Below are 12,526 nucleotides of genomic sequence, written 5' to 3' on the forward strand. Positions count from 1 at the left end.
TTAGGTTTATAAAGTTAAGAGTTCTGCTACAGGTCCCAGAACCAATACCGGGAAGAATGTCAACGCCCCTACAATAAAGACAGCTCCTACAAAAATGGTTCCAAAGAGTCCGGTATCTGTACGGAATGTGCCGATTGTCTCGGGTACAAGCTTTTTAGCGGCCAATGAAGCTCCTACTGCAAGCATGGCAATAATTCCAAAGTATCTTCCGGCAAACATGACAATCCCGGTCGAGATATTCCAAAATGGAGTTGCATCCCCAAGACCTTCAAATCCTGAACCGTTATTGGCTGCAGAAGATGTGTACTCGTAAAGAACCTGGGTGAGCCCGTGAAACCCTGGATTTGTAATCCCTTCCGAACCAAGCGGAGTATACAAAGCAACAGCAGTAGATGCCAGAATCAAGAACGGATGAATAAGCAATGTTACGGCAATCAGTTTCATTTCTTTCCCTTCAATTTTCTTGCCCAGAAATTCCGGAGTGCGCCCTACCATTAACCCCGACAGGAAAACGGCAATGATGGCATACATGATAATGTTCATAAAACCTGCCCCAATACCGCCAAACACCGTATTCAGCAGCATATTTGATAAAGCCAGCATCCCCGTTACAGGTGACAGCGTATCATGCATCGTATTGACGGCTCCTGTTTCAGAAGCGGTTGTCACGATAGCATAAAGAGTAGATTGAGCTGCACCAAACCGAACTTCTTTCCCTTCCATGCTGCCGGATGCCTGCTCAAGGCCGGCTTCTGCTAATCTTGGATTCCCCTGGAATTCTGCATAAAGGGATGTACCTAGAAACACCACAAATATCATCGCCATTGCAGCAAATAAAATCCTTCCCTGTTTCGCATTCCCTACCATCTTTCCATACGTAAATGGAAGGGCTGTCGGGATCAGCAGCATCAAGAGGATTTGAAGCAAGTTGCTGATCGCATTCGGATTTTCAAACGGATGCGCTGAGTTTACTCCGAAAAACCCTCCGCCGTTGTTTCCAACTTCCTTAATAGATAAAAGAGACGCAACCGTTCCTCTTGCGATAGTCTGCTCGGCTCCTTCCACCGTTGTGGCCGTAACACTTGAATCGAGTGTTTGCGGTACCCCAAGAAAAACGAAGATCAGCGCAGCAATAAAAGCAATCGGCAGAAAAACACGTGTGATTGACCGGATTAAATCAATAAAGAAATTTCCAAGCGGATTTCCTGCGAGACCTCTTATTAATGCAATTGCAGCCGCAAATGCAGTTGCAGGGGCGACGAACATCATAAACGTGATTGCAATCATCTGAGATAAATAAGACAGGCCGCTTTCTCCGCTGTAATGCTGGAGATTCGTATTTGTCATAAAGCTGATGGCCGTATTAAAAGCAAGGGTTGGATCCATCCCTGCAATGCCGCTCGGATTCAGCGGCAGATTTCCTTGAAAACGAAACACCAGATACACAATAAAAATCATAAAAATATTTGAAAATAAAAGAGCAGATGCATACTGTCTGAAGCTTTGATCAACCTGTTTAATTCCGCTTATCTTATAAACCGCTTTTTCCACAGGACCGAATACTGCATCCAATTTAGTAGATTGGTACGTAAAGGCCCGGGCTATATAGTGGCCCGTCGGCTTTGCCAGCAGCACGGCCAGGGCCAAAGTAAAAATGATTGAAATAATGGATAGTACGCTCAAGTTTTTTTCCTCCGCAAGTTAAAATTTTTCTGGATTTACTAGTGCATAAAGCAAATAAAGGGTAATCGCGGCAATGCCGAGAAGCAAGACGATCATCATTTCTCTCCCCTGCCTTCTTTCACAATTTCATCCGACCATTTGACAAGCCCCGCCATGACTAATGCAAGGGCAGCAAATGCAAGTAACATCATACTGTCTAACATGTCGTTCCCCCCTGTTCTTACTGAATCAGAAATTTCACATTATCTTGTTTCGAATAAAAAACGTGCTTTGCCCCGAGCAGTTCATAAAGCTTTGCCGGGTAATTGGCTTTTTTAGTGATGACTGTAATCGGAGCTCTTACACTGGCTTTGAGAATTTCCATTAACTTACACGTTTCTGCAATTTTGTCTTCCAGCAGAAGCACTCTTGCAATCGGTTCATGTATAAGCACATAATGAGCATTCTGCCTGATAAAATAAATCGTTTTGAATCCTCTGCTTTTCAAATAACTCTGCACACTGTAATCTCCTGTTACAAATGCAAGTGAAGAGTCATCCGGGAGAATTTCATCCATGCAGCCGAGCCTTGAATAGCTTGGAATACAAATCAGCATCGTTTCCATGACGTTCCCTGCCTTTACAGATTCAATAAAAAAACCGCGGAAGAGGGATCTCTTCCGCGGTTTTTTGCATCACTAAAGAAACGTGACGTATCACTGCGATTTTGATTTTCCCTCACAACGCTTTCGGGGTTAGCTGTCGGATTCGGGCTATGAGAGTAGCCCTACCATTTTTCAAATGGACTCACCCCTAGTGGTTATCACCACAAAAGATTGGGTCCCCCGATTTCGTTTAGAAATTAAGCGATTAGGTTTTCCTTTTTCCTGATTCTCCTTTAGAGAACCACCTCCTTTAATGACAGATTGATTATCTTTCTTTTACGTGTCCAAGCAGTGTGTATATAAAATCTTCCGGTTTGCTGACAATGACATATTTTGCACCTAATTTTTTGTAGAGGTCATAGTGCCTGCTGTCATGTGTTATGACAATGATTCGCTTTGTGCCCAAATCAGAGAAAAATGCAGTTAATTCAAACCCTTCATTGATTGAGTCAGAGATGATATACACAGATCGGTAATGATGAAACTTCTTATGCATTTCCAGCAGATTATCAATGCGGGTGTTGCCATCTTCAGAATTCGTCAGATCGTACAAGTACTGATCGTAGGATATGACATCGCATAGTATATACTGAAATGCTACACTCTCAACAACTGAACCGTATAAATCTCCCTTTACTATGACGAGTGTATGATTCATATTTCCCCCCGAACATGAATGACGGCGTTTTACACTCTCCTGCCGTTTCAGCTTTCCCTGCTGAGCAGCCAAAGAGTAAAAAAAAGAGACCAATGTTTACCCTCTCCCCAAGCAAGTCCATACCATGTCAAACTACCAGCTATACACTAAAACAAGCATAAACTGATTGAAACATGACAGGATGCATCTTGGAGAAAAAGTACTCATTGGTCTACTTAACGCCCAGCAAGCTTTATGCCCTCTTTGCGTTCCGTCTTCCGTTTTCTTTTTTCATTGAATTGACATAATAAAAAGACCTTCTACAGTCCCCAGGCCTCTTCCCTGCTGCTTAAAAAAGGGCAGTAAAAAAAGACTCCTGAAAATAAGGTGGTCTTATGACCTCCTTCGCTTTAGCCGACGAAGTTAGCTGACGGGTAGGATGGCGAAAGAGATCTCATCCTTCCTGCAAATGCAGAATTAACCCCAAAAAATTGGTTCCTCCGTTCCCGATTACCGGGACTAGGCCGTTATGCAATTCGTGATTACGTGATTATCTTACTCCCGCTTATATTCCGTGTAAATACGGAAAATTACCTGTATTCAAGTGAATTATCTGCTTCTCCTGCCTAAATCTCATAATTCCTTCCATATCCTCATATTTTCATATTTTTTCAGATGCAGATTTCATTCAATGCCAATTGCTTAAAATTTATCCAGCGAATGATATTGACACTCTTAAACAATCGTAAGTAAGATAAACTCGTCGATAAAAAACATAATCAACTGTGCTGGGGGTAAATTCAGATGGCTGTGTCGCCAAAGAAAAAATTAGAATCCGATTTAAGTGAGGCCTTTATCAAACTTCAGAGAGATCTCATTGGACGCGGTCCTCAGGAAACCAGAACGTATATTGTCCATGATATGGTCATAGCACGATTCAAAGGTGTATTAACGGTTGAAGAAAAACACCTGGTTGAAAATGAAAATGGACGAAAACTAGTTAAACAAATGAGACAAGTACTGCGTGAAATGTACAGTAAAAAATTCGAAGAAATTGTGGAAAGATATACGGGCTGCAAAGTCCTGTCCAGCCACAGCGATATCAGCACCAAGATGGGTGAACGGATAGAAGTTTTTGTGGTTGATAAAGATTTAGAAAGAATCGTTGAAACAAAAGGATAAAGTGAACAAACAGGGCTTATGCACATGTGCATAAGCCCTGTTTGTTGAAAGAAAAAGCTATTTTTAAGAAAGAGAGAAAAGCAGAGAAAATAGAAAATCAAACTTATTACCCGCTTTCTTTCGTATTTGTTCTGAGCGAAGAGTTGATATGCAAAATTTTTCAATTGCTGCATAAAAAAAAGCCCGATTCGTATCGAATCGGGCTCTGTTTTTATGCAGCTAAGTGCTCTTTATTTTTTCAGTAATCAAACTCGCCTTCCCACTCAGAGATCACAACTGCAGCCAGTGAGTTCCCTACCACGTTTACAGCGGTTCTAGCCATATTCAGAATACGGTCAGTACCTGCAATAAAGACCAAACCTTCAACAGGAATTCCTACCGTAACCAACGTAGCGAGCAGCACAACGAATGATACGCCATGTACACCCGCAATTCCTTTAGAGGTTACCATTAACACTAGAAGTAATGAAATTTGCTGAGAGATACTCAGATCAATGCCCTACATTTGCGATAAATACAGCAGCCAGAGCATGATAAAATAGTTTTCCCGCCGATTTTTCCAAGCTTTTTTGTATCACCGACGCTTGCTACGCCAACTATGAGACTTGAAATAACAATCGGAATGACAATCATTTTTATTAAACGTATAAAAATAGCACCGATAGGCTGTAAATAATTTTCGATGGTTGGGTTACCGTAAAAAATAGCACCAAGTGCAATACCCAAAATTAACCCGATGAAAATTTGCCGTTTAGAATTCAAACACATTTTAAAATATCACACAAAAATGATTATATAACTATAACATTATTTCCTATATAATCATTCTGCTTTAATCAAGGGAATATTCTAAAAATTGTTGACATTCTATTAATTCGACAATATACTACAAAATGTTCACTTCTTAGTTATGACTAAAATAATGGAGGATCATATGAGTTCATTGTTTAGAAAAAAATCTATAACAGATTTACTTGCACAAAGTCAGCAAAAATCACTTGCCCGTACTATGGGTGCATTCGATTTAACCCTGCTTGGAATTGGTGCAATTGTAGGAACTGGTATTTTTGTACTAACCGGTGTCGTTGCGGCGGAAACAGCAGGTCCGGCTCTTATTTTATCCTTTATTTTATCTGGTATTGCCTGTGCCCTTGCAGCCTTTTGCTATGCTGAATTCGCGTCTTCAGTTCCCATCTCGGGAAGCGTGTATACATACACATATGCAACTCTCGGAGAGCTGTTCGCATTTCTTATAGGCTGGGATTTAATGCTTGAGTATCTGCTTGCAACCTCCGCCGTTGCCACGGGATGGTCCGCATACTTTCAATCCCTCATCGCAGGATTTGGAGTAGAACTGCCGGCAGTCATTACTTCAGCACCAGGAGCAGGGAAAGGCGGATTTATTGATTTGCCTGCAGTGATTATTATTCTGCTCATAACCGCTCTCCTTTCAAAAGGCATTAAGGAAAGCACACGGGTAAATAACATTATGGTATTTGTTAAACTTGCTGTTATCGTGTTATTTATTGTTGCAGGCGTCTGGTATGTGAAACCGGATAATTGGTCACCCTTTGTACCATTTGGATTTGATGGCATTGTAACCGGTGCTGCTACAGTCTTTTTTGCTTATATCGGCTTTGATGCAGTAGCAACTGCTGCTGAGGAAGTAAAAAGACCGCAGCGGGATGTTCCAATTGGAATTATCGCTTCATTGACCGTTTGTACGGTTCTATACATTATTGTTTCGCTTATTTTGACTGGAATGGTTCCATATACAGAATTAAACGTTGCAGATCCTGTTTCTTTTGCTCTTCAATTTGTTGGACAAAATTCTCTTGCAGGATTGATTTCAGTTGGAGCAATTGCCGGAATTACAACTGTACTTCTTGTTATGATGTATGCACAGGTCAGAATATCATTTGCGATGAGCAGAGATGGACTGCTTCCAAAACGCTTATCAAAAGTGCATCCATCTTTTAAAACACCTTTTCAAAATACATGGATTACTGGTTTCGTTGCAGCAGCGATTGCAGGATTTGTTGATTTAACGACTCTAGCACATCTTGTAAATATGGGAACACTTGCAGCATTCACGTTAATATCAATCGCAGTCATAGTTTTAAGAAAAACACATCCAAACCTCGAGCGAGCCTTTAAAGTGCCTTTTGTTCCGGTTTTTCCAGCAATCAGCGCACTGTTCTGTATTTATCTCATGGTAAGCTTACCCGCTATTACTTGGATCTCGTTTTTCATCTGGATCGGTATTGGCACAGTCATCTATTTTGTTTATGCCAGAAAGAACAGCAAGCTGGGCCGTTTAGAGAAGTAAAAAAAAATCCTTCCTCCAATTACTGGAGAAAGGATTTTTTTATGATCTTCTTACTTGCCTGAAGAAATAGCCGACAAGAAGAAAAGCAACTGCAAATGAAACAATGACAATAAATTTCAGGTGATCATGCAGCATGCTTTGACCAAGCGATGGCTGTACTTCTGGAACCGCTTGTTTCATCACGTTCCCGGCATCTGCTGTTTCAGGTTTTAATTTATGAGCGGCAATCTCTCTGCCATCCTCTCCTTCAACAGCAAGCAGTCCATTTAAATCGACATCTGTTGAGATGCTTTCATTATATTTTTTAGCATAATAAAGAGGTTCATTCAGTGTAAACTTTTGCCCGCTCTGATCTTTAAAGACTGTACCTTCAGAAATAAATTCAGATGTAAAATAATTAAAGCCAAAATCCATTAATTTCACGGTATCTTTATAAGACATACGGTCTGTTTTAGCATTTAGTACAATAGCAATCAGACTGATATTCTCTCTTTCAGCAAGAGTGGATAAAGTAAAGCCTGATTGGCTCACATAGCCGTTCTTTCCGCCAATCATACCCTCATACGGGGTTACTTTAAGAAGCTTGTGATGGTTATGAAGCGTTGTATCCCATGTTTCTCCGTCCCACTTCAATTCTTCTGTTGAAAAAATCTCTCTAAATATATCATTTTGTGAAGCGTACTGAGTCAGTTTTGCAAGATCTTCAGCAGTCGTTACATGTTCAGGGTCAAACAGGCCGTGCGGGTTGGTAAAATTGGTGTTCCGGAGCCCTGCTTTTGACTTTAGAAATGCTGTCATATCCGCAGAAAAGGTCTCAGTATCACCGCTGATATGTTCAGCAATCGCCACACCTGCATCATTTCCTGAATTGATCATCAAGCCCTGGATGAGCTTTTTCATGGGAACCTGCTCGCCTTCTTCAAGGTAAACCCTTGTTCCATCAACACTTCTGGCATTTTTGCTGACCGTCACAATATCTTCCATATTCCCATTTTCAATCGCATAGATAGCTGTAGCCATCTTCGTTACACTTGCAGGGTACATGACGGCATCACTGTCTTTTGAATAGAGAATCTGACCTGATGCAGCATCAATCAATACTGCCGATTCACTTTGTATGTCTGGTTCTTTTAAAGGGAGTTCTTCAGCAAACGCTTTAAATGAAAATAAGGCTGATAAAAACATGCATCCTGTTAGCATCAAAGTGGCTTTAATCATTTTAAAAAAATCTCCTGTATAGTTGTTAGATTATCATTCTATATTCAATCCATATACAAGCATAACAGGAAGGAATAAAGCGTGACAATGTCAAGATATAGAAATGGCCGTATATTCTTGCATTTGACTTTCATAATCTTTGGAATTATAATTGACTGACGAACGTCAGGAAGGTGAAAAAATGACATCAGATCAAATTAAAGAAGCTGCTATACGCAATTTTGCAGCACATGGATATGACGGTGCATCTTTAGCAGCAATTGCAAATGAAGTCGGCATCAAAAAACAATCCATCTATACTCATTTCAAGAGCAAGGATGAACTTTTTCTTACTGTCATGACTGAGGTGCTGGAAAACGAAATTGAGTATATAAAAAACTACTTTGTCTTCTCTAATTCCGATTCCTTAAAAGAAGCGCTTTATCATTATCTGTCAGAATATATCACCCGCTATGAAAAAGACGATAAAACTAAGTTCATGCTCAGGATCAGTTTTCTGCCGCCAGTTCATCTCTATGATGAAGTGATGAAGAAAGTGTATACCTATTTGGATACTTTTGAAGAGCTGCTTACAACCACCTTCAAGGATCAAAAAGCTATATCAATAAATCAATCAGATGCAGTGATAGCCTATATGGGACTGGTTGATGCAGTACTGGTTGAAATTCTTTACGGCGGCGCAGAACGATTTAAAAAGAGATTGGATGGGTGTTTTAGCGTTTACTGGAACGGGATTATCTCTCAGAAAGGAAGTACATCATGAATCGCGACTGGATAAACGTTTTTTTAGCCGGATTCATCGAAGTGATCTGGGTGGCGGGATTAAAATACTCAGACATCTGGTATGAATGGCTTATTACCATTATTACGATATGTGTCAGTTTTTATTTGCTGATCGGCGCTACTAAAAGATTGCCGGTGAGCACAGTGTACGCAGTCTTTACAGGACTTGGCGCTGCTGGAACCGTTATTTCAGAAATTCTCTTTTTTAACGAACCATTTCAGCTTATCAAAATTCTGTTAATCATCGTCTTAGTTGGCGGTGTCATTGGATTAAAAACACTGTCTGATGATAAAAAAGAGGAGGCTGCAAACTGATGGACTGGATTTTATTGATAGCAGCAGGCCTATTTGAAGTTGTCGGAGTCATCGGGATCAACAAAATGAAAGATTCTAAAGGAATCGTTCCCTTGCTGATCATGATTGCAGGCTTTACATTCAGCTTTCTTCTATTAAATCAATCTCTGCAAACCATTTCGCTTGGAACGGCATATTCTGTCTGGACAGGAATCGGATCTGCAGGAAGCGCACTTATAGGCATTTTATTTTACGGAGATTCAAGCAGCTGGAAAAGAATCCTTTTTATCAGCATGATCATCTCAGCTACAGTTGGATTGAAGCTTGTTTCATAAGGAGTTTTCATTGTGAGCCATTTTGTAAAATATTCGTTCCTTGTTCTGGTAGGCGCATGCAGCTACGGCGTTATTTCTACCATAATTAAAATAGCCTACATGCACGGATTTACAGTGAACGAAGTGATTGGAAGCCAATATTTGTTCGGTTTTTTTATGTTTTTTATCTGTGTGACCCTTTTTTCAAGAAAAAAAGTTTCTTTTAAGCAGGCGCTTGTCTTAATGATTACAGGAACCACTACCAGTTTGACTGGTATTTTTTACGGGAAATCTCTTGAGACGGTTCCCGCATCTATTGCCATTATCCTTTTGTTTCAATTTACTTGGATTGGGATTGTCATTGAGTCAATCGCTGTGAAAAAGCTGCCGGGTCCTGATAAGGTGCTTGCTGCAGGGATTCTTTTGATAGGCACATTTTTGGCTGGAAACATCTTTGGCCAAAATGCTTTTAGCTTCAGTGATCCCGGAATCATCTGGGGTCTATTATCGGCTGTTTCCTTCTCACTGTTCATTTTTGCAAGCGGAAGAGTGGCTGCCGAACTGCCGTCTTTAAATCGGAGTTTGTTTATGTCGTTGGGTGCCGCACTCTTTTTATTAATCGTCTTTTCACCTGATTTTCTGACTAATGGCTCCATGCAGTCAGGTTTATGGGTGTACGCATTGCTGCTGGGCTTTTTTGGCGTATTCATACCCGTTGTATTGTTTTCCATTGGAACACCCAAGATTGGCTCAGGCATTGCAACGATTTTAGGCGCGGCTGAACTGCCGACGGCCATTCTCTGCTCTGTACTTATCTTAAAAGAGCAGGTTACACTTTTACAAACAGCCGGCATCGGCATGATTCTTGTTGGAATTGTCACACCTCAGCTTTATCATTTTCTAAGACACAAGCAGCCTGAGAAGGAAAGCATTACTTCATGACAGAAAAAATGAGGGTGAACGTTAAACGTTCATCCTCTTTTCTTAATTATGCTTTAAGATGAGAAACCAGCTTTTCAGCAGTTTCATTTAATTGTTCCTGAGTCAGAAAACGAACACCATGCGTGATAAAAGCAGGGAGAAAACGCATTCCTGTCAGGTTTGCCATTGCCTGAAATGGCTTTGTCAGTTCACTCATGCTGTACTCGTTGTAGCCTCCTGCTTGATATGCCGCTTCTGGCCCTCCAGTTGACATGGCTAAAACAAACTCTTTACCGTGAAGCTTCGTTCCTTCAGAGCCATACGCCCATCCATATGAAAGCACGGTATCCTGCCATTCTTTTAGTAAAGACGGGCTGCTGTACCAATAAAACGGAAATTGAAAAACGATTCTGTCGTGCTCCAATAACAGCTTCTGTTCATGTTCAACATTTATTTTAAAGTCGGGGTATTCATGATAAAGATCATGAACCGTTACATTACTTTCGCTGCGGAGTCTTTCCATCCACGTTTTGTTTACCGCTGAATTTTCAAGATTTGGGTGAGCTGCTATAACTAATGTTTTCATCTGAAAATCTCCTTTTTTATATTAATTGTATATACAAATATATAGTCAAAAATTTTTATTTTCTCTCATCATACATAACTTCTTCTTCATCCCGTCTTTCATACATCTCATAAAATGCATCTGCAATATTTCCAGCTGAAAATAGGTTCTTTCCTCAACAAACCCTTTGATTGTAAATGTACCTGCATAAACACATTTTGGCTGTAATTCTTGATGAAGAATGTATGCTAAACTGCGGATTCTCCATCACTCATTTGTATATACAAATGAAAACGCAAAAAATTTTTATTTTTCTTTCTCTAATTTATTGCTTGCTTCATGAAGCATTTTGCTTAAATTTAAGCTGAAATCGCGTCCAAGCACATCAGAATAGTCTTCAAAGAGATCCTTTAAAGAAGCACGGAACTGAGTGTACACTTTTTCTCCTTCTTCTGTCAGCGAGATAAATGATTGCTTGCCGCTCACTTTTCGGTTCACAAGCTGCTGCTTCTCTAGCTTATCAATAAATCTCGTACTGGTTGACGGAGCAATCGACAGCTTTTTGCACAGTTCTTTTTGTGTAATTTCCGGATGGAACTTCACAGTCATGATCAAATACAAATAAGAAGGAGCAAGATCTCCAACGTTAAAAACTTGTTCAGCAAGCTTCGTCATATTGCGGGCAAAACGGTTTGCAGTAAAATATAAGCAATGAATTAATACTTGTTCTTCTTCATTCACTGTCATCAGTCCTTTTTTCATTTGCATATACAAATTAACATGAAAAAAAGCTGAAGTCAACCGTTTGTGACTTCAGCTTAATCAATTGAAAAAGTTCGCATAGCTTCAGCAGCTTGTTCTTCTGTAAGGTAAGGTGTATGAAAGTAAACTCTTACCCATGTTTTTTCATCTGTCTGAACGAAATAGTGATAGGTTTGAGTTGCATTCATAGTTTTAACATGCTCAAGTATTCTTTCAGCAGGATACTTTAAGTCATTTATTTCTTTTTTTTCAAAGATTCCAGGTCCGCTTTCAAGGCTTTGCTTTTCTTCAGGTGTAGTTGGAGCAGCTCCTCCTACAGTCCTTTCACCTTGTTTAAAAATCAGTGTATTTCCGCTTCTCTCTGATACGATACCATCAGGAAGCTCTAAGCTGTAGTCCGATCCCCCATTTCGTGCATCCTCTCCTTTTTCACCACTTATAAAAAAAAGAGAAAAGATGCCAACTCCGATTAAAAGAACCAGTGTGACTGACAACTGAAATACCCTGTGCATCAACGAAAGGGATACTCCTGGCCGTTTCCTGGAAAGGGCCATGCTTATTCTCTCGCGCTGCTCGGGAGATAACGTTTTTTTCGGAAACTGAAGATTTTCAGGATTCAAGTTCGGCCCCTCCTTTCTTAATAGCATCCTGTCCATTCTGATTTAGTTTCTTTAATGCCCTGTAATACGTGCGGCTGACTTTTTCCCTTGTCCAGCCGAGAACTTCTGACGTTTCTTCCACAGAAAGCTCAGAGATCACTCTCAGCATGACTACATCTCGGTATTCTGTTTTCAGTGCATCGATTGCTTTGTATGCTTCCCTTATGTTTTCATGTTCTATCAGAATGTCATCAGGACTTTTAGGATGCTCGGGTTTTGGCAGCCAAGAAAGAAACCGTTTCTTGCGGCGCTGATCGATGACAAGTCTTCTGGCAATGCCAATCAGCCATGTTTTCGGATGAGAATCCCCGCGGAAATTGCTTTTTAATGCCCTGAAGAACACTTCCTGGACATCATCCTCTACATCAAGAGATCCTTTGTAGTAAACAAGAAAGTGATAAAGATCATCTCCGAACAGCTTAAACATCCGCTCGATTTCCCTGTGGTGTTGGTTCATTTATCCACCCCGTTTGAACTCTTTACTAAATTAGACGTCTATTTATCTTCATTCTCTCACTTAAATATAAAAAATTCAG

General features: G+C 40.3%; 16 protein-coding genes, 2 pseudogenes and 2 riboswitches. Of the genes and pseudogenes, 6 read left to right on the forward strand and 12 right to left on the reverse strand.

Annotated elements, in window-relative coordinates; translation table 11 throughout:
- Positions 1-6: 6 nt before the first annotated feature.
- From kdpA to E2R53_RS14900, 5 genes are all read right to left on the reverse strand, one after another.
- Positions 7-1,668: a potassium-transporting ATPase subunit KdpA gene (kdpA, locus tag E2R53_RS14880; RefSeq protein ID WP_435796798.1), complete on the reverse strand. Its 1,662-nt coding sequence runs from the start codon at positions 1,666-1,668 to the stop codon at positions 7-9.
- Positions 1,669-1,701: 33 nt separating this feature from the next.
- Positions 1,702-1,782 (reverse strand): potassium-transporting ATPase subunit F, encoded by an 81-nt coding sequence (locus tag E2R53_RS14885; protein ID WP_070874812.1) that lies wholly within the window; start codon positions 1,780-1,782, stop codon positions 1,702-1,704.
- Positions 1,779-1,886 (reverse strand): hypothetical protein, encoded by a 108-nt coding sequence (locus E2R53_RS14890; protein WP_133312534.1) that lies wholly within the window; start codon positions 1,884-1,886, stop codon positions 1,779-1,781. The genes E2R53_RS14885 and E2R53_RS14890 overlap by 4 nt, the downstream gene beginning before the upstream one ends.
- A 17-nt stretch (positions 1,887-1,903) precedes the next feature.
- Positions 1,904-2,287, reverse strand: a complete 384-nt coding sequence (locus tag E2R53_RS14895) for a hypothetical protein (RefSeq protein ID WP_133312535.1) — start codon at positions 2,285-2,287, stop codon at positions 1,904-1,906.
- Between the two features lie 104 nt (positions 2,288-2,391).
- Positions 2,392-2,540: riboswitch (cyclic di-AMP (ydaO/yuaA leader) on the reverse strand.
- Between the two features lie 51 nt (positions 2,541-2,591).
- Positions 2,592-2,984: a hypothetical protein gene (locus E2R53_RS14900; protein ID WP_133312536.1), complete on the reverse strand. Its 393-nt coding sequence runs from the start codon at positions 2,982-2,984 to the stop codon at positions 2,592-2,594.
- A 376-nt stretch (positions 2,985-3,360) separates the two neighbouring features.
- A riboswitch (cyclic di-AMP (ydaO/yuaA leader) is annotated at positions 3,361-3,499 on the reverse strand.
- Positions 3,500-3,767: 268 nt separating this feature from the next.
- Between E2R53_RS14900 and E2R53_RS14905 the strand changes: the two genes are divergently transcribed.
- Positions 3,768-4,145, forward strand: coding sequence for a DUF2294 domain-containing protein (locus E2R53_RS14905; protein WP_133312537.1), 378 nt, complete (start codon positions 3,768-3,770; stop codon positions 4,143-4,145).
- 238 nt (positions 4,146-4,383) lie between these two features.
- On the opposite strand, the pseudogene E2R53_RS23840 reads toward E2R53_RS14905, so the two are convergent.
- A pseudogene (locus E2R53_RS23840) lies at positions 4,384-4,681 on the reverse strand (cation:dicarboxylate symporter family transporter); the annotation flags it as partial.
- A 58-nt stretch (positions 4,682-4,739) separates the two neighbouring features.
- Positions 4,740-4,913: pseudogene (locus E2R53_RS23845) on the reverse strand (cation:dicarboxylate symporter family transporter); the annotation flags it as partial.
- 166 nt (positions 4,914-5,079) lie between these two features.
- On the opposite strand from E2R53_RS23845, the gene E2R53_RS14915 reads away from it, so the two are divergent.
- The gene (locus tag E2R53_RS14915) at positions 5,080-6,474 is read left to right on the forward strand and encodes an amino acid permease (protein ID WP_133312538.1); all 1,395 of its coding nucleotides are present in this window, start codon (positions 5,080-5,082) and stop codon (positions 6,472-6,474) included.
- Positions 6,475-6,513: 39 nt separating this feature from the next.
- Here E2R53_RS14915 and E2R53_RS14920 read toward each other — a convergent pair whose 3' ends face one another.
- On the reverse strand, positions 6,514-7,692 hold the full coding sequence (locus E2R53_RS14920; RefSeq protein WP_286166213.1) for a D-alanyl-D-alanine carboxypeptidase family protein: 1,179 nt from the start codon (positions 7,690-7,692) through the stop codon (positions 6,514-6,516).
- A gap of 181 nt (positions 7,693-7,873) precedes the next feature.
- Here E2R53_RS14920 and E2R53_RS14925 point away from each other — a divergent pair, with 181 nt between their 5' ends.
- Genes E2R53_RS14925 through E2R53_RS14940 form a run of 4 tightly spaced genes read left to right on the forward strand, consistent with a single transcriptional unit; the run spans position 7,874 to position 10,025 of the window.
- A complete protein-coding gene (locus E2R53_RS14925) occupies positions 7,874-8,455 on the forward strand; it encodes a TetR/AcrR family transcriptional regulator (protein WP_133312539.1) in 582 nt (193 codons plus the stop codon).
- Positions 8,452-8,790, forward strand: a complete 339-nt coding sequence (locus E2R53_RS14930) for a DMT family transporter (RefSeq protein ID WP_133312540.1) — start codon at positions 8,452-8,454, stop codon at positions 8,788-8,790. Before E2R53_RS14925 ends, E2R53_RS14930 begins: the two co-directional genes overlap by 4 nt.
- Positions 8,790-9,104, forward strand: a complete 315-nt coding sequence (locus E2R53_RS14935; protein WP_133312541.1) for a DMT family transporter — start codon at positions 8,790-8,792, stop codon at positions 9,102-9,104. The genes E2R53_RS14930 and E2R53_RS14935 overlap by 1 nt, the downstream gene beginning before the upstream one ends.
- Before the next feature lie 12 nt (positions 9,105-9,116).
- On the forward strand, positions 9,117-10,025 hold the full coding sequence (locus tag E2R53_RS14940; RefSeq protein WP_133312542.1) for an EamA family transporter: 909 nt from the start codon (positions 9,117-9,119) through the stop codon (positions 10,023-10,025).
- 46 nt (positions 10,026-10,071) lie between these two features.
- Here the strand turns inward: E2R53_RS14940 and E2R53_RS14945 are convergent, their stop codons facing one another.
- The 4 genes from E2R53_RS14945 to E2R53_RS14960 all read right to left on the reverse strand — a co-directional run bounded on the left by E2R53_RS14945 (position 10,072) and on the right by E2R53_RS14960 (position 12,447).
- Positions 10,072-10,590, reverse strand: coding sequence for an NAD(P)H-dependent oxidoreductase (locus E2R53_RS14945; protein WP_133312543.1), 519 nt, complete (start codon positions 10,588-10,590; stop codon positions 10,072-10,074).
- Between the two features lie 285 nt (positions 10,591-10,875).
- Entirely contained in the window at positions 10,876-11,370 is a 495-nt protein-coding gene (locus E2R53_RS14950) for a MarR family winged helix-turn-helix transcriptional regulator (protein WP_286166214.1), read from the reverse strand.
- 17 nt (positions 11,371-11,387) lie between these two features.
- Positions 11,388-11,951, reverse strand: coding sequence for a hypothetical protein (locus tag E2R53_RS14955; RefSeq protein ID WP_133312544.1), 564 nt, complete (start codon positions 11,949-11,951; stop codon positions 11,388-11,390).
- Entirely contained in the window at positions 11,941-12,447 is a 507-nt protein-coding gene (locus E2R53_RS14960) for an RNA polymerase sigma factor (RefSeq protein ID WP_133312545.1), read from the reverse strand. The genes E2R53_RS14955 and E2R53_RS14960 overlap by 11 nt, the downstream gene beginning before the upstream one ends.
- Positions 12,448-12,526 lie beyond the last annotated feature (79 nt).

Origin of the sequence: Peribacillus frigoritolerans (assembly GCF_004358755.1) — a bacterium.
Classification (GTDB): Bacteria; Bacillota; Bacilli; order Bacillales; family Bacillaceae; genus Bacillus_P.